Source organism: Niastella populi, from assembly GCF_002078015.1.
GTDB classification, from domain to species: Bacteria; Bacteroidota; Bacteroidia; order Chitinophagales; family Chitinophagaceae; genus Niastella; species Niastella populi.
The window spans coordinates 21,690-48,170 of sequence record NZ_LWBP01000045.1; the positions used below are offsets into that span (position 1 = coordinate 21,690).

Below are 26,481 nucleotides of genomic sequence, written 5' to 3' on the forward strand. Positions count from 1 at the left end.
GAATGATGCTATTAATCAATTGGTTATCTCTCGCAGCTGGTAGTTTTTGAAACAATAAGACAAAAGAATGAATAACCCGGTTTCAGCGGAATATCAAACTTGGAATAAATCGACAAAACAATGAATAGAAGATGCAAGCGCTATTCATTTCTTTTACAACCGGAAAATGTACAGGTTTCAAACGATTGCATCTGATAGCCTTGAAAAAGTATAAGCTGCTAATATAAACTGATCATTCCGTTTGCAACTACTCCTTTTTTAAATCCAAAACGATTGACCTTTATGACGAAAAGAACGTTTCCCCAAACATTTACTTTTCTGTTTTTCCTGCTGTTCTCATTTAGTGCCTGGGCGCAGGAGACGGTAAGGGGTAAGATCACCGACTCCCTTGGATCAGGGGTGCCCGATGTTACCGTTGCCGTTAAGGGTACTGCCATCAGTGCCAAAACAAATGCACAGGGTGTATTCAGTATACCCGCGGCCAAAGGCGCCGTTTTAAGGGTAACACATATAAGCTACGTCACCAAAGATGTTGTAGTAGCAGGCGACGAAGTAGCCATCATTATTGAACCGGCAGCTACCAGTTTTGAAGATGTGGTAGTGGTAGGTTATGGTACCATGAAGAAAAAAGACCTTACCGGGTCTATTGTTCAGGTACGTCCCGACCGTATCGCCAATGAAAACCCGAAGACGGTTCAGGATATCCTGCGCGGTACACCGGGATTGCGTGTCGGCTATGATGCTTCTGCCAAAGGTGGCGGTAACCTCGAAATACGTGGCCGCCGTTCCGTTTACAATGAAGGCGGGCACAACAACCCGTTGATCGTATTGGACGGGATGCTTTTTTATGGAGAACTTTCCGAGATCAATCCCGACGATATAGAACAGATCGACATCCTGAAAGATGCCTCCGCCGCAGCGGTGTATGGATCTAAGGCGGCAAGCGGTGTGATCCTTATTCAAACAAAAAAAGGCAAACAGGGCAAACCGGTTATTACTTCCACCATGAATGTGGGTGCAACAACGGTAGGCAAGTACAGGAAGAGATTTTCTCCTGAAGCTTACATGCAGCACCGCCAGGACTGGTTTGCAAAAAATACATATGGTGTAAATGCCGGTACCGGTAATTATGAAGCATACCAGTCCGGTACGTTTGCCAACAGGCCCGAATATTTTACGCGGCCCGATCAGTTGGGTGATAAGGTGGCGCTCGATACATGGCGCGGCTATACCACCAATACCGCAGATGAATCTGATGAAAGCATCTGGGCCAAACGTTTAGGGTTTACCGGCAATGCATTACAGAATTTCCTCGATGGCAAAACGGTAGACTGGGCCGATCACACCTTCAGGACCGGTATCAATTCCGACTTCAATGTAAGCATAAGCGGGGCCGGCGATAAGGTCAACTACTATTTGTCGATGGGTTATCTGAAGAACGAAGGTGCGGTAAAAAGCGATAACTACCGGGCTGTTCGTTCCAACCTGAAACTGGATGCAAAGGTCACCAACTGGTTTGAAGTGGGCGCCAACATTAATTTCCAGGACAGGTCTGATGGTAACCTCGACCTGGATATGGACCAAACGTTGCGGAATAGCCCGTATGCAGATCATGATATAGCTGGCGAGCCCATTCAGTTCCCGTTGAGCTCTGAATACAGCCAGCGCGGTTATAATTATGATTTTCAGAAAAAATACCTCGAGCTTGAAAAAGGGTTTACGGTACTGAATACGATTTTGAATGCCAAAATAAAGCTGCCTTTCAACATCACTTACACTTTCAATGCTTCGCCACGTTATCAGTTCTTTTACGACCGTTATTTTATGTCGGCAGAACTGCCGGGTTCAGATCCTAAAACGCGTGGCGCAAACCGCGAACAGGAGAAACGCTTCGACTGGTCGCTCAATAACACCATTACCTGGGACCAGCGGTTCCTTCAGGATCATCGCGTAGTGGTTACCCTTGTACAGGAAGCGGAGGACCGCAGGTCGTGGACAGATCGCATCGAGGCACGTAATATTCTGCCTTCCGATGCATTGGGATTCCATAATACAAAGAACGGTAGTAAAGAGAACAGTACTTACTCGAGCTCCGACGGCCACCAGTCGGCAGATGCGCTGCTGGCGCGCCTGTTCTATTCTTACGACAACCGGTATATGATCACCACTTCAATCCGCCGCGACGGTTACTCGGCGTTTGGTACATCCAACCCGTATGCAACTTTTCCCTCGCTGGCGCTGGCCTGGACGTTCACAAACGAAAAGTTCTTCAAATGGGGCGATATAATGAGTACCGGTAAACTGCGTGCTTCCTACGGAAAAAATGGGAACCGCTCGCTTGCCAATCCTTACGTTGGGCTTTCCAACCTTTCTGAAGGCGCGGGCAGAATGCAGGGGTATCTTAACGCCGCCGGTCAGCTGCAGTTATTCCGTTACCTGTATGCCGACAGGTTAGCCAACCCGAATCTGCAATGGGAAAAAACCACTTCCTATAACTTCGGGCTCGACTTCGGTTTCCTCAACGATCGTATCACGGGCTCATTGGAATATTACACCATGCAAACGCACGATATGATCATGGAGCAACGGTTGCCCAGCTTTACCGGGTTTAGTTTTATTACAACCAACCTGGGCCAGGTTGACAACAAAGGGGTTGAGTTCTCATTGAACACGACCAACATCCGCAACAAAAATTTCCAATGGAATACCACTTTCGGTTTGTCGTACAATAAAAACACGATAACACATCTTTACTACGAACGCGAGACGCTCGTAGATGGCAACGGAAATATAATCGGTTCAAAAGAAAGAGACGATATAACAAACAGCTGGTTTATTGGAAAACCCATCGGCGCCATCTGGAATTACCGGGTAACCGGTATCTGGCAGGCGAACGAAGTGCAGGAAGCGAAATTATACGGCCAGGCGCCCGGCGATCCCAAAGTAGCGAACAACTACACGGCCGACGATGTGAAGAATACCAACGGCACGGTTACACCTACCTATAACGACAAAGACAAAGAATTTTTAGGCCAGACCCTGGCCCCCTGGCATTGGTCGATGCGCAATGAGTTTGTTTTATGGAACAACCTGAATGTTTCATTCAACGTTTACTCGTACATGGGGCATAAAAGTTTATCTGACGAATATCTGAATAACGATGACCTGGGCGGGCGCATGGCTTACGCTTTACAGAATGTTCCTGCAAAGGAATACTGGACGCCCGATAACCCAACCAACCAGTTCGGCCGTATCGAGGCCAAAGGACCCACAGGTGCGGCTGGTGCGGCCATGTTGTACAACCGCTCCTTTATCCGCTTCGACAACTTTGCAGTAGGCTATACATTGCCGAAACAATGGACCTCGAGGTATTCCCTGAACCGGGTGAAAATTTACGGTACTGTTCGCAATATTTCCGTTTGGAATAACCGGAACTGGACCTACGGTGATCCTGAAACAGGCGGCTGGGCATCGAGGGTGTATAACCTGGGACTTAATTTAATTTTCTAATCCGTTATTGTGAAAGATATGCAACAGATAAATAAAAGACTTAGCCATATACTTAAAAGTGTTACCTTATTTATTGGTGGTTCAATATTATTGAATAGTTGTTCAAAGAGTTTTTTAAAACCTGACCCGCTGTCGTTTTACGAACCTACTACAACCTTCAGCACCGAGGCAGGACTGATGTCGTCGATGGCTTTATGCGACCGTCACCTCAAAGCATACTGGGCTACCGACCATAATGAAATGCTTACGCTGGGAACGGAATACATTTTTAGTGAACTGATGGTTGCCAGTGCTACGGATAAACGTAACATGTTATGCGACATAGCCAATATGCTTACGCCTACCAGTGAAACCAGTTATCAGAATATTGAAAGAACCAATAGCATCTGGTATTTGTGGGAGGAAACCTATAAGGCCATCATGTATGCCAACACCATTTTACACTACATCGATGGGGTGGAAGGCCTGAATGAAACGACGAAAAATATGTATAAAGGCCGGGCTTATTTTCATCGTGCCTTTCGCTATATGGCGCTGGTTTTCGAGTTTGGCGATATTCCGCTGGTAACGAAGATCCTTGAAGTGCCCAAGCAGAACTACCGCAGCACGAAGCGCGATGCTATCCTGAAAATGATCACCCGCGATATGGAGCTGGCTGTGCAATGGGTGCCCGATCAAAAAGATATGGCCCTCACGGGAATGATAAACAAAGGCGCCTGCCGGATGTTGCTTGCCAAGTGCTACCTGGCAACAGGTGAGTATGCCAAAGCAAAAGAGCAAACCGATATCCTCATCAATCAGTCGGGTTACTCGCTAATGCAAAATACTTTCGGCACATTCAACGATGGCGGCGAACCGCTGACCTGGCCTATTACGCGCAATGTGATCTGGGACCTGCACCGTCCTGAAAATAAACTCATCGCTGCCAACCGCGAGGTTATCCTGGGTATGCCAAACAGGGGGGCAAATACGGAGGCGTTCATACAGATGCTTACCATGCGCATCCTGTATCCTTTTGTTTTCGACAACAGGATCCAGACAAAGGACGGTAAACAGGCATTGATGAATATCAGGCGCGATAATGCGAATTACAATCCGAAGTATGATTATATGCGGGCTTTCGGCCGCGGCATTGCCACGTTCAGGCCCACTAATTTTTCAACCAATGCGCTTTGGAGCGTAAATGGTGCTATGGATGCGGGCGACCTGCGTCACAGTTCTGCAACGGGCAACTGGATCCGCATGGAAGATTACCGGGTTAACAACAAGGCTTCCGCCGAATTCGGCAATCCCATTTCTCTGTACAATAATAATGGCGCCCTGTTATGCAGCGATACCATTCGCCGCTGGTTCGATGTGCCGCATTATAAGTTCTACCTCGATGATCCGGTAAATGAAGCCAACATAACAGGTTCAGATGGTTACAGGGGCGCTACTAACGGCGGCATAGCCGACTGGTATCTGTATCGGTTGGCAGAAGCGTACCTGCTGCGGGCCGAAGCGAAATATTATCTGAACCCGGGCGATGGAACCATTAAAGACGATCTGAATGCGGTACGGCAAAGAGCCCAGTGTACCGAATTATACCAGGGCGCTGTTACCATCGGCGATATTATGAACGAGCGCGCGCGTGAATTGTATTGGGAAGAATGGCGGAATGTGGAATTGAAGCGCGTATCGCTGTGCCTTGCCCGCAGCGGCCGGCCCGATGAGTGGGGCAATACGTACAGCCTCGATAATTTCGATAAACAAAACGGCACCGATGCTGCCGGCGGAAGCTACTGGTACCAGCGTATTGTTCATTACAGCCTGTATAATAAAGGCCCTATCCAGATCAATGCCACGGGTAACAGCAATCCCAATTATACCATGGATAAAAAGAATATGTACTGGCCGATTCCTTATTCTGCCATTACCGCCAATAACAAAGGGCAACTGAGTCAGAATTTTGGTTACGACGGGTATGAGCCCAACACGCCTAAATGGGAGAATTGGGAAGAGGCAGTAGCAGATGAGAGTACAAAATAAGAGCAGCAGTTTTAGGTTTAATACGCAATCAAAAAGCCCGTCCCGGTTTCCCGGGATGGGCTTGTTCTTTATTTGCCGTATTTGGTGCTAATTGAATGATGCCCTGAATTGCAATGGTGAAAGATTGGTCTTTGAACGGAAGAATTTGCTGAACGATTGTGAATGTTCAAAACCCAGCTCATAGGCAATTTCACTGATGGAAAGGTTGGTGGCGGACAGCTTTTCTTTGGCCTTTTCAATCAGTTTGTTGTGTATGTGTTGTTGTGTGTTTTGCCCGGTTAACGTTTTAAGCATGCTGCGCAAATAGGTGGCAGAAACATTCAATGACTCTGAAATATATTGAACGGTTGGTAATCCTTTTGCAACCAGGTCATCGCTGTTGAAATAATCGGAAAGCAGTTGCTCTAACCGGTCGAGGATCCGGTGATTCGATATTTTTCTTGTGATGAACTGGCGTTGATAAAACCGTTCTGAATAATTGAGCAGCGTTTCAAGATGCGAAATAATGATATCCTGGCTGAATTTATCGATGTTTGACTGATACTCCGCTTTTATGTTGTTTACGATCCCATTGATGATGGTTTCTTCCTTATCTGATAAAAACAGCGCTTCGTTTACGGCATAGCTAAAGAACCCGTATTTTTTGATTGTTGTTGCCAGCGATGTTCCCCATAGAAAGTCAGGATGAATAAGCAGCACCCAGCCCGACAGGTCATCTTCAGGGGAGGGGCCAGCACCCCTGAGTAGCTGATTGGGCGCAATGAAATACATCATTCCTTCATCGAAATCATACGTTTGCTGCCCATAGAACAGTTTATTGCTGAAACCTCTTTTCATAGAGATATAATAAAAATCAAGCATCACGCTTAATTCCGTTGTATCGGGGGGTAATTGCAGATCTGTATAATTCAGTACGCTGATCAGCGGATGTGCCGGACTGGGCAGCCCCATCATCCGGTGCCCTTCGGTAATTGATTTTATTCTTATTGGTTTGGAGGCGGCCATACTGCAAAATTATTTTATAAATGGATATTTAAGCCAGATCATTACTAATGGCATTATCAGAAAAGGAATTTCAATTAAAGCGATCCTTATCTGCCCGGCATGTAAAGCCAATCCCATTATTGTCAGGATCGACATGGCTGTCAACAAATTGCTAAGGACAAATGTTTTCGGGAAAAGAAGCAACAGCCCAACGAGTATGGTAAAAGCCCCCATAAACGGAACCAGGGTTTTGTTGATGCCAAGCGCTTCTATCATTTTTGATCGTTCGGGATCATTGTCAAAGTTCAGTGAGGTGTAGCCGTGCCTGAACGAAATAAATACGGAAACGATCAGTAATACCAGGGATATTATATTTTTTATCATTGTTATGGTTGTTGTTTTAATGCTATGAATGCAGGTAAAAGCGTATTGCAGTTGCATTATGTATACTTTGAAATATGTACAATAGAAATTTACAGATGGCTATAGTTCAAAGCGTACGCCGAATGTCGGGAATACGCCGAGCCCTAAATTGAACGGCCTTCCGGTATTGGGAAGAAAGACCTCGGCATTTACATTGAACCTGTTTGTGATGTTCACTATGTCGATAAAGGCGGAGAATGTGCCGCGTTTCATTTGAACGTTGTAGTCGGCCCTTAGGTCAAGACTGTAATAATCGGGCAGTCTTTTGCCATTCATAGCAGTAATTTCCTGCGAATACCGCAGCATGTCAGGGTCGTTCAGCACATTGGCGTGAACCACATAGTCATCGGTTGGGCGGCCGGTACTATAGCGGAATTTGCCAGAGAAAACCCATTTGTTATTGGGTTTGTAGCTTGCCAGTAAACTAACAGTGTGCGGTGTGCTGAAAATATAATCATAACTGCCGAGGTTGTTATTGTCATCACGTTTGCTTTGCATATAGGAGTAACTGATCTGTCCATAGTATTTGCGGGAAAGTCTTTTTATCAGGCTGAGATCCGCACCATAGGCGTAACCGGTACCGTTATTGGTTAAATAACTTTGTATCCGGTTGGGCTGAACAATTACATCATCGAATTGCTTATGCCAGCCCTCAGCCACCAGTTTCAGATCGCTTGAGAATTGTATTTTATAACCCAGGATCGATTGAATGCTGCGTTCGTTCTTAAGTTTGTTGCCGGCAGACTGGCCTGCCACGTCGGAGTAGGCGGCATCCTGATAATAGATACCGGTGGCAAAATTGATACTGTGTTTATCGTTGAGCGAAACACTGCCGCTCAAACGCGGTGAAATGGTGTGCTGGCCGGCAAATTCCGTATAATCATAACGTAAACCGGGGTTGAGGATAAAGCTTTTGGTGATCTGCCACGATAAACTGATGTATCCCGATCCGTTAAAGGCGCTGTTACTGTATTTTGAATTAAAAAGTGCCGGGTTTAAGATCTGGTAATGTTGTGCAGGGGAGGGTCTGAGGTCTGTAGTTCTATAGGTAAAAACCGTATCGGTACGCTTTATATACCTTTCAAAATCGAGGTTGAGCAGGATAGCGTCTATACCGGCGGTAAGCGTTAGCGTTTTATAACGTTTTGTAAAGATGGAACGATAGCCGAGCTCCTGCTGATCATTCCTGATATACCTCAGGTCGTCTTCATATCTCCCCGATTTAGGATCAAGTATGACACCCGTTGAGTCCAGTGCAGGCGTAAAGCTCCCGAAATAATTGTCAACGGCCGATGTGCGATAGTACAGGACGTTTTTCCAGTAACTGCTTGCATTGATCAATGTGCGTAAATTAAGACCGGCCATCGCCTTACTTCCCCGGTGATCAAAAAGTATAACTCCTGCGCTGTTATCGTCATGGACATTTGTGCCTGAACTGATATGGTCTATGGTCCGGTAAGGTCGTTCGGGGCTGTATAGCGCTACAAAAGAAAGTTTGTTCCTGGCATTGATATGGGTGGTGGTTTTTAAAACATAATCGCCAAACGTTACTGAGCCGGCATTTTTAAGGTCAAGCAGGTTGACCAGCGAAGCAAAATTGTGATACCGTGCAGATGCGAACAGGCTGGTTTTTTTAGTCAGCGGGCCGTCGACATTTATAATGCCACCCAGCAGATCGAACTGACCGCTAAATGACCAGGTGCCTTTATTACCTTCTTTGATGCCAAGGCTTAAGTAAGAAGATGATTTTCTCCCATTGACAGCGTCAAAACCGCCATTCTGGAATTGAACATTATCGATAACCCTTGGGGCGAAGATGCTAAACCTGCCGCCGTTAGGGTCGTTGAAACCGGAAACAAACCCTTCGGCTTCGAGGTGCGACAGATTGAACATCGGGATGTCGTCGACCATATACACATTGTCCTGAGTGCCCTGCCCTCTTGCTGCAATGGCGGAAAACTGGGCGCCGCTGCTTACGACACCCGGTAAAATGGAAAGGGCCCGCATAATATCGCCCTGGGCACCGGGGTTTCTGAAAATTTCTTCTCTTGAATAGGAAAATGTTGAAACGGGTGTCAATGGATTATTTTCACCTTTGAATGTCGTAGCGGTAACGGTAACCTCATTCATCCGGGCAACTTCTTCCAGCAGTTCTATTTCTGAATAGTAGGTCTTGTTTGCGGCGATCGTTATTTCGCTGATGTTCTTTGTCTGGAAACCTATGTACGAAATAGTTACGGAATAAGTGCCCACGGGGATATTGGTGATGGCAAAGGTGCCTGTGGGGCCGGTGGCAACGCCCAGTTGTATTTTGTCAATGATCACACTGGCGCCTGTAATAGGTTGTTTGGTGGCGTGTTCTATTATTTTTCCTTTGAAGCTGCCTGTAGTTTGTGCAACCGAAAGTATACTGATCATACCTGCGGTCAGCGTCATCATAAGGAACTTCAGATTGTTTTTTATATCCATTGTTGGGCTTTTGTTTGTACAAAAGTTCAACAACTTCAAAGGATTGATTTATCCAAAACGCCTTTTGTTGTAGCCGAAAAAATGGGCGGGCAGCAAAAAACAAAAAGGCTTCCGCATTTGCGGGAGCCTTTCATTTTAGCGCCTGTATTGCATGCTCTGATTATGCAATAACTTCTTTTATTCGTTCCAGGTAACCACGCCGGTTTCTACATCGTACATGGCGCCCATGATCGTGATCTTACCTTCTTTCTCCAGCTCTACTATTACCGGGCTTTCTTTTCTGATGCGGTCGATAGTAAGCTGTACGTTCAGGGTAGTTACATTTTTCACAAATGCAGGGTTGGTACCGGTACGGTTATCCCTGGTGCTTGTTTCGTGGTCGATGGCCGGTTGAATTTTGCTCAACAGCGTGGTGAGGTTACCCAACTCAACATGGTTACATGCGCCAACAATGGCTCCGCATTTGGTATGGCCCAGCACAACAATGATCTTGGTACCGGCGATCTTGGTGGCAAATTCCATACTGCCGAGGATATCCTCATTCAGAATATTACCGGCTACGCGAATGCTGAAAACATCACCCAGCCCCTGGTCGAAAATCAGTTCGGCCGAGGTTCTGCTGTCGATGCAGCTTAATATGGTAGCAAAAGGAAACTGGCCGGTAGAAGTTTCATTCACCTGCTGTAACAGGTTACGGTTTGCTTTTAAATTATTAATAAACCGCTGGTTGCCCTCTTTCAGAATGGTCAGCGCTTTTTCGGGTGTTAAACTACTTTGAGTTTCTTTGGTTTGTGTACGCATGCTGTATAGGTTTTATTTGCAGGCGGAACTGGTCGGTTCCTGTGGTGGTTTAAAATTTCCGGCAAACATATAATTACTTTACCGAATAATAGTAATACTATTGTTAAAAATAGGATTAATTTTACTGATAGAAATATGAATATCTTTACAGAAATTTAATGAATGGACTTTCTGGTGAATTTTAAAGTAAACGGGAAGATCTTTTTAAAAGACCCCGAAAGCAGTGCGATCGGTAAGGAGATCGTAAAAAAGTCTATTGACCTCATTTACAAACTCGGCTTTGAACAATTCACCATAAAAAAGCTGGCGATAGAGATCGACACTACCGAAGCCACCATTTACCGCTATTTTGAAAGCAAACACCGCATCCTGCTCTATATTCTCAACTGGTACTGGAGCTATATGGAATTCCTGCTGATGTTCAAGCTGCAGAATGTACGAACAGCAAAGGAAAAATTGAAGATCATCGTTGAATTACTTACCAGCGAACTGCCCGATCACTCGGGTTTATACGATTATAATAAAAGCTCATTGAACCAGATCGTAATAGCCGAAAGCAGCAAAGTATATTTGATAAAGGAAGTGGCGGAAATAAATAAAGACGAGGTTTTTAAGCCCTATAAGGACCTCTGCACCCGCATTTCGGAAGTCATAAAGGAGTACAATCCCGGTTATAAATACCCCAAGTCGTTAAGCTCTACCTTAATTGAAGCCTCTCACCAGCAACAATTCTTCAGCATCAATCTGCCGCGGTTAACCGATAACAGCAGTAAGAACAAGGCAGAGTTCACCAGCCACTTTATCCAGGATATGCTGTTCCGCGTTTTGGGATAGGCAACGCACTGTTATTTATACTGTCCCCGGGTAAACTTATGATCGGCATCGAGTGAGAGTGTGTTTTCCCTGAACCACTCCATGAAGTTCCTGAATTTGTCCTGGTTGGCGCCGGCCCATTGTTTAAACGCATCCATATCCGCGCCGGCAAGGATGTAATGGTTATAGGCCTCCATATGCCCGGCCGCGCGAACCTTTTCCTGGTAATCAAACAACACATTGGGATAGGTTTGATTGTGTTTGAACTGGTGCCAGGCAGAAATGAAATTTGTTCTTATGGTATTCAATGAATGGATATCAACCGTTTTTGTGCCTGTTAGCGCCAATGAAAATGTTTGTCCAAAGGGCATGCAGAAGGGGAATTTGATATTGTTTTTATCTGTGAGGCTCGCTGCGTCGATAACAATTTCGCAGAAGTCGATCTTCATTGAATCGCCGTTTATTTTGATCCCTTCTTTGTACGTATTGAACAGTAATTTGCTCACTTCGAAAAATCTTTTGGAACCGTGTTCCAGGTTCAGGAACAATTCACCGTAAAGCAAACCCCACATGGGTTCTTTTGAATTGCAGTAAAGTAATGCCAGCCGGTAATAGTTCGAAGGGAAAGTGGGGTCAACTTCAATGCCTTTTTCGTACAGCGGCACCGCCTTATTATACTCTTTTTTAATTAGATATATGTTTGCTTTCTCGAGGTACAGCTTGCCTGAGTTGGGAAAGATGCTAAGACCGGCATCATATGCGTCAATTGCTTTTTCCGGTTTCCCAAGGTAATCGTAGTTATTGCCGATCATTTGATATACCTGGTCGGTAACGTCTTTATGACCGAGGTTTTTTTCAAGGATCTTTATTGCCTCTTTATAATTACGTTTCAGGGTATGGGCAAACGCCATTTCATAGTCGTAATCGAGATTCTCAGGGTCGAGTTTTTTCGCCTCCTTCAATATTTTCAAACTTTCATCAATCTGGCCATTGTCCATTAATTTGATGGCCTCGTTCTTCATTTCCTTTGCTTTTTCCCTGTCGGTCTGGCTATAAGCGGTGGAGGCTGTAAATAACAGGAAGAGCAGGGCGTATTTGATGTGCTTTATCATGGCCAGGTATTGGGGTTATTAACAATGAGGCAGAAAAATAGTAAAAGAATTGTTCATATGCAATGATGCCCCTGCCATTTAAAACGGCAGGTGCATTAGTACAGATGCGCCGGTGTGGGTATTTACATAAGTGCAGCGAAATTATTTACCCGGTTGGCGCTGTTTTTCTTTGCGGAGCCTGTTCACTTCATGCATCCCTTTCTCATCGTTGAGGGCGGTATAATATTTTTCCAGGTCGTCGATTACTTCTTCGGTGATATACTGAAGATGTTTCTTTCTCACTTTTCTGAAGTCGAAGCTGCAGATGTACCGGCCGAGACCGCTTTTGAGTTTATCGTTTTTGTCGGAACCGGCGTATACTTCCAGGATATATTTGGCGTGATAGTTATTTAGTATTTCCTGCGGTATTCCTTCATAAGATGGGTAACCCGACCACGGGTTTTTCGATTGACCGAATAACTGCAACAGGGCAATAATTTGGGCGGTTTTGTCGGGAATTTCTTCATCGAGTGCTTCAACCAGCGCCTGAGGGTAATGGCCATCCATGCGAAATTCATCCCAATAGGTGGAAAAACTTTTCGGAGCCGCAGCCAGCCATTCGCTGTCGGCCTGTTGATATTCTTCCTGTCTTCGTTGGGTTTCAAGATAATCTTCCTGGGGTTTTGTAAATCCCAGTTGGGCAAGGAATGATATTAATCCCCGGGTGTTGGCAATGCCGGCATCGCTGCTCCAGCCATTGTACCTGATGGAAACTTCATGATGATAACTGATGATCGCCTGTTGCTGCCCGTTCGCATGTAGCTCTATGTTGTAGGTGCCGGCGCACATACAGTGGAACCCAACCTGGGTTTCATCTATTTCAATCAGTGTTGCGAACTGTTTAATTACATCGGGTTGTGTTATTTCAAACAGCACCGGGTTGGGATCTTCATAAAATTCTGATAAACGGGCGGGTTTTATTATAATATGATCTACCCCGGCAAACAGGTTGCGTAAGTGTTCATTGGTAGGTTGTGGCAGTTTAGCCATTTCTTCCCAATTGATTCCGGTAAAGTCAATAACAGGCATGAGATGTAATTGTTGCTTTCAAATATAAGCAACCGAAGGCATATGCCGGTTTTACTCCCCATTCATCAACTCCTGGAATTTATTTACAAAAAGCCCCACATGATACCCGTCGGCCAGCGCATGATGTACGTGAACGCTAACCGGCATGCTGCGCTTTCCGTTGGCTTCGGTCATTTTTCCGAAGGAGATCTTCGGACAACTATCGGGAAACGTAAAACTCCGGGCATGTGAAACGGAGGTGAAGTTTACCCAGGGCACCGCCGAAAAATGGATCACATTCTCGCCTGATACGGCCACTACCAGTCCCATTGCATGTTTTGTTTCTTCAATTACCTTTTTGGCATTGGTGTAAAACAGTTCTTCATTTTCGTTATAGTCCATATACGAAAAACCAAACGTGCCATCGGGCCGGTGCACGGTAGGAGAGGCGTTGATGACATCGAACAAATACACTTTTTTATCAACGATGCGGAAACGAAAGTTCTCGATGGAGTTGGCTGCTTTCAACGCCTGGTAAAGATAATACAGGAAGAACGACAGGTTGTGCTTTTTAGCATGTGTATACGCGTTGGTACAATCTATGGTAAAGGTCATTCCAAAAAAAGGTTCTTCAAATTGCGAGAAGAAATTATAATGATCTTTCCTGTTCCAGGTGGCTATATCTATCGGTGTTTTCATGATCAGAGGAGGCGATGAAGGATGTTTGAAATAGTTTTTAACTCAAAGAAATTAGGATGCGTTCTTCTTCCTGGAAATACGTTTCATTTACCCACAGGGTGTCATCTGAATCGAATGCAATGGTTTTTATTTTGTTCCTCATGGTTTCGTGGTTAGTTTTGTACAACCGGTATGCAAAATTGAAACGATTGTTCAGAAATAAAAAGGACATTTGTCCCGCCACTTCTTATGCTTCGCACCAATAATGCTTTTCTGGCTTATGTTGAACAGCTGTATGCATTGCAGCCACGTAAAGAGGAGATCTTGATAAAGGAGTTTTCCGAAGGACAATTGTTATTACAGCAGGGTCAGAAAGCTTCCAAAGTATACCTGATAAAAGAAGGCATCACCAAATGCTTTTTCGACGAAGGCGACGATAAAGGATTTATTGTTGAGTTTTTAGGCAAAGGTGAAGTGTTGGGCGATATCGAGGTTATCAGGAATATAACCTGTTTATGTAATATCCAGGCGTTGACGGCGGTGCAGGTGTATGCGCTTTCCATCCCCTATGTAAGATCGTTGTTGGAGAAAGACCTCTCATTTAATAAATTATTACTGGAAGCATATGCCGAACGCATCATCAATACCTCTACCCGCGCTTCTTTTCAGCAACTGCATACGGTAGAAGATACATTGGGTAAATTACTCGAAATACAAAAAGCGCAGGGCCTCGCTATTTCCAAGGAAGATATGGCGGCTTACCTCGGTATTACCATCCGCAGCCTGAACCGGGCATTGAAGAAGCTGAAGGCTGAAGGCTGAATACAAGAGGTTAGTGTAACAAAAGACATGACAATCGCGAGCTGGCGTTAAGCCTTAAGCGTTGAGCGTTATGGCGTCCCTTACGCAAACGTTAGCGTAATCGGTTTTCACCATGCGTGTGGTATATATGTATATATACAAAATACAGCTGCAAGCGAATACAGAATACAGCTGCAAGCTACAAGCTGTAAGCTGCAAGCGAATACAGAATACAGCTGCAAGCTACAAGCTGTAAGCTGTAAGCGAATACAAAATACAGCTGCAAGCTGTAAGCTGTAAGCTGCAAGCGAATACAGAATACAGCTGCAAGCTACAAGCTGTAAGCTGCAAGCGAATACAGAATACAGCTGCAAGCTGCAAGCTGTAAGGGAATACAAAATACAGCCTAAAGCCTGTAAACTAAGAACTAAGAACTATGAACTATGAACTGTGAACTGCGAACAGTGAACAGTGAACTGTTTTTCGATCTTTTTCCTTCATGGTAGTCAATCGAAAATGATAGAAAATAGTCGCGGAGATGTACTTTGCTGTAAATCAATAGTGTAAGTTTGAATGCCGCCTGCCAACCCTATAACCCCGGCCTGTCTTTTTCTTTCTTTTCTTTTGTTTCTTTTGTTATATTTTCGATTGTTTTCTTATTTTTGGTCAGAAACCCTGGTTTTCAAGGTCTGTTCGTAAATAATTTTCCTTTACAACCGGAAACGCCTAAAATTCGCACCACAAAACAAAACTCAATGTTACCTAATCAAAGGAGAGAGAAAATACTGGAAATGCTCCGCGAGGATGGTTCGGCAAAAGTGGGCGACCTGGCGCGGATCTTTAAAGTGACCGAAGTAACCATCAGGCAGGACCTTGAAAAACTTGAAAAAGAAGAAATGGTGATCCGCGAACATGGCGGCGCCTATCTTAAAAATATCGAAGACCAGGTGAAAGGTTTTTACGTGGCGCACCAGGAATTACATACGATGCAGAAAGAAAAGATCGCCACCAAATGCCTCGAGTTCATTGAAAGCGGCGATACCATCATTCTCGATTCGGGTTCTACCGTAACCGAGATCGCCCGGAAATTAAAAGGTTTTCGAAACCTCACGGTGATCACCAACGCCCTGAACATTGCCATGATGCTGGGCACCGAACCCGGTATTGAAGTGGTGATGACCGGCGGCGAATTCAAACCGCCTACCTTATCGCTGACCGGACAAAAAGCTGCCGATTTCTTTAAAGGCATCAATGTATCGAAACTCTTTCTGGCAACCGCCGGCATTTCACTAAAATCGGGATTGACCTATCCCAGCCTTAGCGATATCATAGTAAAAAAAGCCATGATAGAAGCGGCCGAAACGACCTACCTGGTAGCCGATTCTTCCAAAATAGGAAAGAACGCCTTTGCCAGTCTGGGCGCTTTGTCACTCATTAATTACATTATTACCGACGACGGTATTGAAGATAAAGACAGGAAATTGTTTGAAGAGCACGAAGTAGAACTGATCATTGCCACATAACAAGAAAGTATGGCCCACCTTCAAGGTGGACCACACTTTGGAACTTTTTGAACAGCACACATTATTACCACATTACGGAAAACAAGCACTAGGATGAAATCGAATATTAAAACAACGCTCGGTGTTATCATTGGAAACAGGGATTTTTTTCCTGATAAATTAGTTGCCGAAGCGCGCACAGAGATTGTTGCCCTTTTTGAAAAGCTCAACATTACCCCCATCCTGCTCACCGATGCCGATACCAAACTCGGCGGAGTAGAAACATTTAAAGAAGCGCAACGCTGTGCCGATCTGTTTAAAAAACATGCCGACAGTATCCAGGGCATATTGGTGGTGCTGCCCAACTTCGGTGATGAAAAAGGCGTTGCCGAAACCATAAAACTCGCTAACCTCAATGTGCCTGTACTGGTGCAGGGTTATCCCGACGACCTGAATAAAATGGATGTGGTGAACAGAAGAGACGCCTGGTGCGGCAAGATCTCCGTTTGCAACAACCTGTATCAATTCGGAATAAAATATTCGCTTACTACTAAACATGTGGTAAGTCCGTCAGATGAATCGTTCATCACCGACCTGAAAAACTTTATTGCCGTTTGCCGTGTGGTAAAGGGCATGCGTAATGTGCGTATAGGCGCGGTAGGGGCCCGGCCCGGCGCGTTCAATACCGTTCGCTACAGTGAAAAGATCCTGCAACGGAACGGCATTTCGGTAACCACGGTCGACCTGTCTGAAATATTAGGCAATGCCAACAAACTAACGGCCGACCATGCCCGCGTAAAGGAAAAACTCGATGGCATTAAAGCATATACCTCAACCGGCAAAACGCCCAATGAGAAGCTGGTACAAATTGCGAAACTCGATGTGGTGCTGGCCGATTTCATGGCCGAGAACGCCCTCGACGCTACCGCCATTCAATGCTGGACCTCCCTGCAACAGAACTATGGCTGCAACGTGTGCACCAGCATGAGTATGATGAGTGAGAACATGCTGCCCAGCGCCTGCGAGGTAGATGTTACCGGAACGCTGAGCATGTATGCCATGCAGCTGGCTTCGGGCACACCGAGCGCGCTGGTTGACTGGAATAACAACTATGCCAATGACGATAGCAAGTGCGTATTGTTCCATTGCGGTAACTGGGCGAAATCTTTTTTACCCGATATCCAGATCAGCACCGCGCCGATCCTCGGAACATCTGTAGGCGTTGAAAATACCTATGGTGCGTTAGAAGGCCGTACCCCCGCGTCGCCGCTTACCTATGGCAGAATAAGCACTGATGACAGTCTGGGTATTATAAAAGCATACGTTGGCGAAGGCGAGTTGACGAACGATGCGCTGAACACATTCGGCAACCGCGCGGTAGCGCAGATCAACAACCTGCAGGGACTGATGCAGTATGTATGCCGCAATGGCTTCGAACACCATGTGGTAATGAACGCCAGCAAAACGGCGGGCATCCTTACCGAAGCCTTTGATAATTACCTGGGCTGGAAGGTGTATCAGCATGGTTAGTTGATAAGGCATAAAGGCACAGAGGCATAGAGGCATAAAGGAAGGAAGCGAGGCCGGAAGTTGAAGAACTACAAACCATAAACTACAAACCATAAACGGTTTCTATGGAAAGGATTGATCTTTTAAAACGATCTGTCGAATACAGAAAAAAGATACTTAAGTACATCGTTGGCGCTAAAGCCGGCCATACCGGCGGCAGCCTGAGCTGTATCGACATCCTGAATGTATTGTACAATCATGTGTTGAATGTATCGCCGCAGAATTTTTCCTCGCCCAACCGCGACCGGTATATTCAAAGCAAGGGCCACTGTGTGGAAGCATTGTTTGTGGTGCTGGCCGATAAAGGTTTCTTTCCCGAAGAACACCTGGAAACGCTTTGCCAGTATAAATCGCACTACATTGGCCACCCAACGCGTAAGGTAAAAGGAGTGGAACAGAATACCGGCGCCTTAGGCCATGGCCTGCCCATTGCAGTTGGCAATGCCATCGCCGCGAAACTCGATAAAAAAGATTACAAAGTATACACGCTGATGGGCGATGGCGAACTGCCCGAAGGCTCCAACTGGGAAGCTGCGTTGACGGCTGCACACTACAAACTCGACAACCTGTGTGCGATCGTAGATAAAAATACCTTACAGATCACCGCGCCAACAACTGAAGTATGTAATACCGACCCGCTCGATGAAAAGTGGAAAGCATTTGGCTGGGCCGTTAAGGAAGTAGACGGGCACGACCTGGAGGCGCTGAAAAAAGCATTCGACAGCCTGCCCTTTGAGCCCGGCAAACCCAGCGTTATCATTGCCCATACCGTGAAGGGCAAGGGCGTGAGCTTTATGGAAAATAATCTCAAGTGGCACCACGGGGTACCGGATAAGGAAGAATATGCTTTAGCATTGAATGAATTGGAGAATAGTATCCGGAAGGCAGCGGTGTAAAGAAGTAAGAAGGCCGCGCATTGAAACTATAAACGATAAACCAGAAACGAGAAACTGAGTATGGCGCATATAGAAACAACAGATCCGAACGGATACAAACCGAACCAGGAGATCTTCTCAGAAGTGCTACAGTCGCTGGCCGCCGGCGATCGCGATATCATTGCCGTTACCAGCGATTCGCGTGGCTCGGGCAAACTGGTGCCTTTCGGTAAAAAGTTCCCTGAGCAAATTGTAGAAGTAGGCATAGCCGAACAAAACCTGGTAGGTGTAGCCGCCGGTTTGGCTGCTGCGGGAAAAAAAGTATTTGCGGTTTCTCCGGCCTGCTTTTTAACGGCAAGGGCGCTGGAGCAGATAAAAAACGATGTGGCGTATAGCGACAATCCCGTAACGGTAGTAGGCATCAGCGCCGGCGTAAGTTATGGCGCGCTCGGTTCTACCCATCATAGCCTGCACGACTTCGCCGCACTGAGGGCGATCAATAATATTACGGTAGTAGTGCCCGCCGATAATTTCGAAACGGCCCGGGCAACGGAACTGGCGGCTACAACAAACAGCCCGGTGTATCTTCGGTTTGGGAAAAAGGTGATGAACAGCCTGAAAGAAGTGAACGACGATACCTTTGTTTTTGGCAAAGGCCGCGTCATCACCGAAGGCAACGACGCCGCCATCATCGCCTGCGGCGAAACCGTTTTCCCTGCCGTACAGGCGGCAAAACTGCTGGCGGCGCAGGGCATTGATGTTACGGTGGTAAGCATGCATACCATTAAACCGCTGGATACTGACCTGCTGGCAAAACTGGCGCAGCAATGTAAAGCCATCGTTACGGTGGAAGAACACAGCGTGTATGGCGGACTGGGTGAGGCCTGCGCTTCCTACCTGATGCAGCATGGTTTGCACAAACCGTTCCGGATAGTGGGCATACCCGATGAATATACCGTTACCGGTTCACAACAGGATATCTTCAATCATTATCATATAACGAAAGAAGGAATTGCCGATGTGGTGAAGAAGTTGTTGTAAACAGGTGTGCCACACTTTTAAAGTGTGGCACACCTAAGCCGATTAAACATTAATTATTTCAAATGAAACGAAGCTTGCCGCTATATATAAAAATATCATTGCTTAGCCTGCTGGTAGTACTGTTTGCCCAGTGTAAACAACAGCAGAAAGCTGAGAACGGGAAGAAAAAGATCGCCGTTGTAGTATCAACACTCAACAATCCCTGGTTTGTATTCCTGGCAGAGACCGCCGCAGCCAAAGCTACGGCATTGGGGTACGATGCCAAAGTATTCGACTCGCAGAACAACACCGCTACGGAAGGCGATCATTTTGAAAATATAATCGTAGCCGGTTTCGACGCCATCCTCTTTAATTCAACCGATGCCAATGGCTCCGTGGCCAATGTAATGAAGGCGAAAAAAGCAGGCATCCCGGTTTTTTGTATGGACCGCGAAATAAATGCCACCAATGCCGCTACCTCGCAGATCCTGAGCGACAGCTATTCCGGTGCAGTTGCCATCGGCGTAAGCTTTACCCAACAATTGAAAAAGAAAGGCCGCTATGTTGAACTGCTTGGCCTGGTAGGTGACAATAATACCTGGGCGCGCTCGAAAGGTTTTCATAGCGTAACGGATAATTATCCCGGTTTACAGATGGTGGCCCGGCAAAGCGCCGACTTCGATCGCAACAAGGCGATGGAAGTAATGGAAAGCATTTTGCAGGCGCACCCTGATATAGATGCCGTGTTCTGCGGCAATGATGGTATGGCCATGGGCGCCTACCAGGCATTGGTTGCGGCCGGTAAAGCCACTAAAGTAAAAGTGTTCGGGTTCGATGGCGCCGAAGATGTGATCACCGCCATAAAAGAAAATAAGGTATACGGCACCGGTATGCAGTTTCCCAAAGTAATGGCCGAAACCGCGGCGCAGTTTGCCGATGAATACATTAAGGGCAGAAGGGATTTCCCGCAAAAGATACCGGTAGCTGTAGAACTGGTAACACCCAAAAACATCAACGATTACATTGCCTACGGAAAAAAATAAAGCATGGCCAGGAAAATAATAAAATACCTGTTGCTGACGGCTGTTATAGGATTGCTTGCCTATAAATCTGTCTTCATCATAAAACTCAGCGAGCTGCAAGTAATAGAACCGAAGGCCTTCGATGCCCCGGCTTTTACCCAACAGCTCTGGGATACAAAATTACCCGCGAAGCTCGACAGTGCGCTTACGCTCGATGCCCTGCAGGCCGAATTGAAAGCTAACCCGGGCCGGGCTTTTGAAACGTATTTCAACTCCATGAGTATCGGTAACGTGCAGTACACCCTGGTAAAGGTAACCGGTAAGGTGCTTTCGGTAAATGAAGATGATGTGGTATTACTTACCGGCGCCAGGGATGCGCAACGCACTGTAAAAATAGCCACCGAATATGTTTATGGCAATGCTATCCGCGATGCATCGCGGTTGGTGAAAATCAAAGATTTTGTGAACACCACCGATCTGAATAAAATTTCGGAAGAGCTGAATAAGCGGGTGCGCACAAAAGTGTTGCCTGCCTTTAAGGGTACCGTACAAAAAGGCGATAGTGTCGATTGTACCGGCGCCATCGGGCTTAACCAGGCGCACTATTCGTTAGACGGCCTGGAAATTTTACCTGTTCAATGTAAAATCATTCAGCAATAAATGTTGATTGCACAAAACATAACGAAAAAGTTTGCCGGGGTTACCGCACTCAACAATGTGCACCTCGAACTGCATCCCGGAATGGTGAATGCCATTATCGGGGAGAACGGTGCGGGCAAGTCGACCCTCATGAAAATACTTTCAGGAGTGCATACCGATTACGAGGGGAGTATAATTTACAACAACGAAACGCTGAAACTTGCCGGTACCAAAGATGCAGAAGCCAAAGGCATTGTGATCATCCACCAGGAACTGAACCTGGTACCCGGGTTGAGCATCACCGAAAATATCTTTCTTGGCCGCGAGTTATGCAACGCCATAGGCATTCTCGACAAACGCGAAATGACGCGGGCGGCAAAGAAATTGATGGAGAAGGTAAAGCTGGATGTTGATGCCGGTACGTTGGTGGGTGACCTGAAAGTAGGTCAGCAGCAGTTGGTTGAAATTGCCAAAGCGCTGCACACAAAAGCCAGCGTTATCATAATGGATGAACCCACTTCAGCCATCAGCGATAAGGAAGTGGATAACCTGTTTGTGATCGTCAACGAACTGCGCAATGAAGGCAAAACCATCGTTTATATTTCACATAAACTGAAAGAACTGTTCACCATTGCCGACCGGTTTGTGGTGATGCGCGACGGCTGTTCAATAGAAAGCGGGCTTATGTCGGAAATGACGCAGGACGGCCTCATTCGGAAAATGACGGGCCGTGCCGTGAGCGGAACAAGAGAGAACAGCAGCCAGGTGTTTACAGAACCGGTATTGCGTGTTCACAATGTCAACTTGAAAAATACCTCACGCCATGCTTCAAACGTACTGACCGATATTTCCTTCACCCTGCACAAAGGGGAGATAGCAGGTTTGTACGGACTGATGGGCGCGGGAAGGACCGAACTGATGGAGACCCTGTTCGGGCTGCATCCTAAACGGGCAACCGGTGATATGTATGTGAACGAACAACCGGTGCAGATACAATCGCCCATTCATGCCATCAAACACGGCATAGCGCTGGTGCCCGAGGATAGAAAAGCGCATGGACTAATTCTCGATCAAAAAATAAAAAGCAATATCAGCATAACTGTTTTGAACCAGTTGGAGAAATGGGGCATAGTGCTGCACAACAGGAAGGAAACCAATCTTTCGAAAGCGTATATACAACAACTGGGCATCAAAACCCATTCTGAAAATAACATTGCCGGCAACCTCAGCGGCGGTAATCAGCAAAAGATCGTGCTGGCCAAATGGCTCGCCACCAACCCACGCATCCTGTTGCTCGATGAGCCAACGCGCGGCATCGATATCAATGCCCGTTTTGAGATCTACAACCTGATGAAAAAACTGGCCGGTGAGGGGATGGCCATTCTGCTGGTGTCGTCGGAACTGCCTGAAATACTTACGGCATCGGACCGCGTGCTGGTAATGGCCGAAGGAAGACTGACCGCCGATATGCCGGTTGCGGAAGCCACGGAAAGCAATGTGCTCAAATATGCCATACAACATAATATTACTGCCTGATGATCGCTATTCAAAAAAATAATGCCTTAAACCTTGCCCGGCTGCAATCGCTGATCGCGATGGTAGTGCTCTGTATCATTATTGCCATCATGAGCGATAAGTTCCTCACCATGGATAATGGCTGGAACGTGTTGCGGCAGATCTCTGTGAACATCTGCATCTCCGTAGGGATGACGCTCATTGTTCTTACCGCTGGTATAGATCTGTCGGTTGGGTCGGTTTTGGCGTTATGCGGCGCAATTACCGCCGGGTTGCTGAAGAATGGCATCAAACTGCCCACCCTCGATCTCTTTATTGGGTTTACCCTGCTGGGTTCACTGCTCGCCGGGATAATAGCCGGTGGTGCGCTTGGCCTCTTCAATGGGTTTGTTATTACAAAATTCAAAGTGCCGCCCTTTGTAAGCACATTGGCTATGTTGACCATTGCCCGCGGTTTAACCATGTTATGGACGCAGGGACATCCGATCAGTAATCTCGGTCCGGCCTTTTCAACCATCGGTACGGGTTGGATGCTGGGTATACCGGTACCCGTATGGATTGCCGGTGTGGTGGTGTTGCTGGCGATCTTCATTACCCGGCAAACAAGACTGGGCCGCTATATCTATGCCATTGGCGGAAATGAAAATGCCGCCATCCTTTCAGGCATCAGTATCAATAAAGTTAAACTCATTGTATACGGAATAGCCGGCGCACTGGCCGCGGTAGGCGGTATTATGGTTACCTCGCGGCTCGATTCGGCACAACCCAATGCCGGCACCGGTTATGAGCTCGATGCCATTGCCGCCGTGGTGATCGGTGGTACTTCTTTATCGGGCGGTAAAGGCAGTATCGGCGGTACCGTTATGGGCGCGGTGATCATCGGCGTGCTGAATAACGGGTTGGTATTATTGAACGTGTCGCCCTTCTGGCAACAGGTAGTAAAAGGCGCGGTTATTCTCATAGCCGTGATCATCGATAAAGGCGGTAAAAAGAAATAGCCAATTGCTGATTTTGAGATGTAGAGATTTTGTGATTTTCTCATGCGCAAGCTTTGTAACAGATCTCAAGATCCCTAAATCTAAAAATCTCTAAATCCAGAAATCCGGAAATTGTATTATACAGCTATCAGCATGAACAAAAAGCAACAATATATATTGGCCATTGACCAGGGAACAAGCAGTACCAAAACAATTATTTTCAACGAACAGGGGAAAGTGATCGCGCGCGGCCATGAGGCGTTGCAAACGCAATACCTCGCCGATGGTTATGTAGAGCAGGACCCCGAAGGTATTGTGAAGAACGTGCTCGCATCGGTTCAGCAGTGCCTTGAAGAGTTCAGGCGGCAGGACAGGGATATTCGTGCCATAAAAGCCATTGGCATTTCGAACCAGCGCGAAACATTTGTGGTGTGGGATAAAAACGGCAGGCCATTATACAATGCCGTGGTATGGCAATGCAAACGTTCGGTTGAAATTTGCGAGCGGTTGAAATCATTGCCGGTTGCCGGCGACATCCGCACAAAGACCGGGTTACTGGTTGATCCTTATTTCAGCGGTACCAAGCTCATGTGGTTGTATGAAAATGTGGCCGCCGTAAAACAGGCGATCGATAAGGGCGAAGCGTATTTCGGCACTATCGATAGCTGGTTGTTGTATACGTTCACCAACGGAAAAAGTTATTATACCGATCATACAAATGCAAGCCGTACCCTGTTCTTCAATATTGCCACGCTCGACTGGGATGCGGAATTGCTGCAGTCGTTCAACCTGGGCAAACTGAACCTGCCCCGATGCGTGCCTTCTTCCTGGTTGTTTGGCGAAACCAATCTGTTGGGTTTATTGAAAGCGCCCATACCCATTACCGGCATGATCGGCGATTCGCATGCCGCGGCGTTCGGACAAGCCTGTCTTGAGCCCGGTTCTGCCAAAGCAACGCTGGGAACCGGTTGTTCGGTAATGATGAATATCGGCAATAAACCAAAAGCCTCTGCCACCGGAATGGTAACTACCATTTGCTGGAGCACGGAGCAACAGGTATGTTATGCCCTGGAAGGCGTTATTGTTACCTGCGGCGCAACCATTGAATGGTTGAAACAATCGTGGGAGCTGTTTTATGACAGCCGGCAAACCGAAGAAATGGCAACGGCCGTGGAAGATAACCAGGGCGTTTACCTGATCCCAGCATTCAGCGGGTTGGGCGCGCCCTATTGGGAAATGAACCGCAAGGCAAGCATTCATGGGTTAACGTTCGCCACCACCAAAAATCATCTGGTGCGCGCTGCGCTGGAAAGTATTCCTTACCAGATAAAAGATGTGATAGCCGCCATGGAAACGGATGCCGGTCTGCTGTTGAACCAACTGATGGTTGACGGTGGAATAACCGGTAACCGGTTTGTGGTGCAGTTCCTGTCGAACCAGTTGAATCGAAAAGTAGTGATCAGCGGTTTTCCCGAAGTATCGGCATTGGGTGCAGCCTACATGGCGGGACTGAAGGCCGGTGTTTATACCGGGCTGAATCAATTGCAGGAATTAAAACTTGTAAAAGATACTGTACTTCCCACCGATATTGAGCAGCATAAGAAATGGTATGAGGGATGGAAGCGGGCGATTGGGTTGGTTTAACATGTTGATTTGTTGACAGGGTTGATAAAGGTGATAAAGTTGATAAAGGGCTACATTCAATGCCGCGCGACAAATCGCAGGTTTGGGTTTTTCCTCTATCAACTTTATCAACCTTATTAACTTTTCAACTTACTTCAAATTTGTTACGGATGTACCATCTCCCCATACGTATTCCCATCAACATTCAACCATTCATATCTGTCAGTACCCAGCACCATAATATCTGATGTAAAGGTGCCGATGGGGTTGCTAACCTGAACCTGGGTCTGGTTGTTCAGGAACGTCCAGGTACCATAAAACACCGTTCCGTTTTGATCGATCTCCATATAAGTGCCGTTGGTTTCATATTTAACCCAGTTCTGCGCAAGGTTGAGCGGACTATTGGGTTTATCGGTTTTCCAGATGAGTGAAGGCAGTGACTGGCTGAAATTGCTGAAGTATTCAGTGTATACCCAGGGTTGTGCCGTCAGCAGTTGCAGCTTCCCGCCTGTAGTATCGATCACCTGGTTCTGCGGCACCATAATGCCATAATTGCCGGTGCTGTTCTGCAACCATTCATACCTGTTTGTAGTAAGCGTTTGAATAGTTGAGGTAAAAGTGCCAATTGGGTTGTTGACCTGAACCTCTGTTTCGTTGTTCAGGAACGTCCAGGTGCCATTATAAACCGTACCGTTCTGATCGGTCTCGGTATAAGTTCCATTGGGGTAGAATTGCACCTGGTTAAGGGCGAGGTTCAATGCGTTGCTGCTTCTGTTGGTTTTCCACACCAGGTTGGTTGGGTTGGTATTGAAGTCAGTAAAATATTCATAATACACCCATGTTTGGCTGGTGAGCAGGTCGGTCTTGCTGCTTGTGCTAAGCCTGCCGTTTCTGGTGTTTGTTGATTCGGTTGATGTCGAAGATGCCTGCGGCTCGTTTAAAGATTTGGAGCAGGAGGCAATTACGATCACGGAGCAGAATAAGGTAAATGATAATAGTTTTTTCATTTTATTAAAGTTTACGCCAAACTACAACTGATCGGCGCAACTGCTTACAAGAAGTAACGGTCGCGT

21 protein-coding genes are annotated in these 26,481 nt (G+C 46.5%); 13 read left to right on the plus strand and 8 right to left on the minus strand.

Going from position 1 to position 26,481, the window contains the following annotated elements; translation table 11 throughout:
• Positions 1-282: 282 nt before the first annotated feature.
• Positions 283-3,510 (plus strand): SusC/RagA family TonB-linked outer membrane protein, encoded by a 3,228-nt coding sequence (locus A4R26_RS05880; protein WP_081161990.1) that lies wholly within the window; start codon positions 283-285, stop codon positions 3,508-3,510.
• 18 nt (positions 3,511-3,528) lie between these two features.
• The gene (locus tag A4R26_RS05885; protein ID WP_081161993.1) at positions 3,529-5,538 is read left to right on the plus strand and encodes a RagB/SusD family nutrient uptake outer membrane protein; all 2,010 of its coding nucleotides are present in this window, start codon (positions 3,529-3,531) and stop codon (positions 5,536-5,538) included.
• Positions 5,539-5,625: 87 nt separating this feature from the next.
• On the opposite strand, the gene A4R26_RS05890 is transcribed toward A4R26_RS05885, so the two are convergent.
• The 4 genes from A4R26_RS05890 to A4R26_RS05905 form a co-directional block, all read right to left on the minus strand.
• The gene (locus A4R26_RS05890) at positions 5,626-6,543 is read right to left on the minus strand and encodes a helix-turn-helix domain-containing protein (RefSeq protein ID WP_081161996.1); all 918 of its coding nucleotides are present in this window, start codon (positions 6,541-6,543) and stop codon (positions 5,626-5,628) included.
• Between the two features lie 9 nt (positions 6,544-6,552).
• Positions 6,553-6,906 carry a hypothetical protein gene (locus A4R26_RS05895; RefSeq protein ID WP_081162506.1) on the minus strand — a complete coding sequence of 118 codons (354 nt, stop codon included), beginning with the start codon at positions 6,904-6,906 and terminating at the stop codon, positions 6,553-6,555.
• A gap of 99 nt (positions 6,907-7,005) precedes the next feature.
• A complete protein-coding gene (locus tag A4R26_RS05900) occupies positions 7,006-9,414 on the minus strand; it encodes a TonB-dependent receptor (protein WP_081161999.1) in 2,409 nt (802 codons plus the stop codon).
• Between the two features lie 177 nt (positions 9,415-9,591).
• Complete coding sequence (locus tag A4R26_RS05905; protein ID WP_081162002.1) at positions 9,592-10,215, minus strand: carbonic anhydrase family protein; 624 nt, start codon at positions 10,213-10,215, stop codon at positions 9,592-9,594.
• Between the two features lie 162 nt (positions 10,216-10,377).
• Between A4R26_RS05905 and A4R26_RS05910 the strand changes: the two genes are divergently transcribed.
• Positions 10,378-11,049 carry a TetR/AcrR family transcriptional regulator gene (locus tag A4R26_RS05910; RefSeq protein WP_081162005.1) on the plus strand — a complete coding sequence of 224 codons (672 nt, stop codon included), beginning with the start codon at positions 10,378-10,380 and terminating at the stop codon, positions 11,047-11,049.
• Positions 11,050-11,060: 11 nt separating this feature from the next.
• On the opposite strand, the gene A4R26_RS05915 is transcribed toward A4R26_RS05910, so the two are convergent.
• The 3 genes from A4R26_RS05915 to A4R26_RS05925 all read right to left on the minus strand — a co-directional run bounded on the left by A4R26_RS05915 (position 11,061) and on the right by A4R26_RS05925 (position 13,886).
• Positions 11,061-12,140 (minus strand): tetratricopeptide repeat protein, encoded by a 1,080-nt coding sequence (locus A4R26_RS05915; RefSeq protein WP_081162008.1) that lies wholly within the window; start codon positions 12,138-12,140, stop codon positions 11,061-11,063.
• 141 nt (positions 12,141-12,281) lie between these two features.
• On the minus strand, positions 12,282-13,208 hold the full coding sequence (locus A4R26_RS05920; RefSeq protein WP_081162011.1) for a hypothetical protein: 927 nt from the start codon (positions 13,206-13,208) through the stop codon (positions 12,282-12,284).
• A 51-nt stretch (positions 13,209-13,259) separates the two neighbouring features.
• Positions 13,260-13,886: a chloramphenicol acetyltransferase gene (locus A4R26_RS05925; RefSeq protein ID WP_081162014.1), complete on the minus strand. Its 627-nt coding sequence runs from the start codon at positions 13,884-13,886 to the stop codon at positions 13,260-13,262.
• A gap of 228 nt (positions 13,887-14,114) precedes the next feature.
• Between A4R26_RS05925 and A4R26_RS05930 the strand changes: the two genes are divergently transcribed.
• The 10 genes from A4R26_RS05930 (at position 14,115) to A4R26_RS05975 (ending at position 25,429) form a co-directional block, all read left to right on the plus strand.
• Positions 14,115-14,687, plus strand: coding sequence for a Crp/Fnr family transcriptional regulator (locus A4R26_RS05930; protein WP_081162017.1), 573 nt, complete (start codon positions 14,115-14,117; stop codon positions 14,685-14,687).
• 734 nt (positions 14,688-15,421) lie between these two features.
• A complete protein-coding gene (locus tag A4R26_RS05935) occupies positions 15,422-16,189 on the plus strand; it encodes a DeoR/GlpR family DNA-binding transcription regulator (protein ID WP_081162512.1) in 768 nt (255 codons plus the stop codon).
• A 93-nt stretch (positions 16,190-16,282) separates the two neighbouring features.
• Complete coding sequence (locus A4R26_RS05940; protein WP_081162020.1) at positions 16,283-17,698, plus strand: L-fucose/L-arabinose isomerase family protein; 1,416 nt, start codon at positions 16,283-16,285, stop codon at positions 17,696-17,698.
• 104 nt (positions 17,699-17,802) lie between these two features.
• Positions 17,803-18,633 (plus strand): transketolase, encoded by an 831-nt coding sequence (locus tag A4R26_RS05945; RefSeq protein WP_081162023.1) that lies wholly within the window; start codon positions 17,803-17,805, stop codon positions 18,631-18,633.
• 60 nt (positions 18,634-18,693) lie between these two features.
• Positions 18,694-19,653: a transketolase family protein gene (locus A4R26_RS05950; RefSeq protein WP_081162026.1), complete on the plus strand. Its 960-nt coding sequence runs from the start codon at positions 18,694-18,696 to the stop codon at positions 19,651-19,653.
• 62 nt (positions 19,654-19,715) lie between these two features.
• Positions 19,716-20,675: a D-ribose ABC transporter substrate-binding protein gene (locus A4R26_RS05955; protein WP_081162029.1), complete on the plus strand. Its 960-nt coding sequence runs from the start codon at positions 19,716-19,718 to the stop codon at positions 20,673-20,675.
• A 3-nt stretch (positions 20,676-20,678) separates the two neighbouring features.
• Positions 20,679-21,314: a DUF2291 domain-containing protein gene (locus A4R26_RS05960; protein ID WP_081162032.1), complete on the plus strand. Its 636-nt coding sequence runs from the start codon at positions 20,679-20,681 to the stop codon at positions 21,312-21,314.
• Positions 21,315-22,829, plus strand: coding sequence for a sugar ABC transporter ATP-binding protein (locus tag A4R26_RS05965; RefSeq protein WP_081162035.1), 1,515 nt, complete (start codon positions 21,315-21,317; stop codon positions 22,827-22,829). It abuts the gene before it with no gap.
• Positions 22,829-23,806: an ABC transporter permease gene (locus A4R26_RS05970; protein WP_081162038.1), complete on the plus strand. Its 978-nt coding sequence runs from the start codon at positions 22,829-22,831 to the stop codon at positions 23,804-23,806. The genes A4R26_RS05965 and A4R26_RS05970 overlap by 1 nt, the downstream gene beginning before the upstream one ends.
• 132 nt (positions 23,807-23,938) lie before the next feature.
• Positions 23,939-25,429, plus strand: a complete 1,491-nt coding sequence (locus A4R26_RS05975; RefSeq protein WP_081162519.1) for an FGGY family carbohydrate kinase — start codon at positions 23,939-23,941, stop codon at positions 25,427-25,429.
• A gap of 143 nt (positions 25,430-25,572) precedes the next feature.
• Here the strand turns inward: A4R26_RS05975 and A4R26_RS05980 are convergent, their stop codons facing one another.
• The gene (locus tag A4R26_RS05980; RefSeq protein WP_081162042.1) at positions 25,573-26,415 is read right to left on the minus strand and encodes a hypothetical protein; all 843 of its coding nucleotides are present in this window, start codon (positions 26,413-26,415) and stop codon (positions 25,573-25,575) included.
• Between the last annotated feature and the right edge of the window lie 66 nt (positions 26,416-26,481).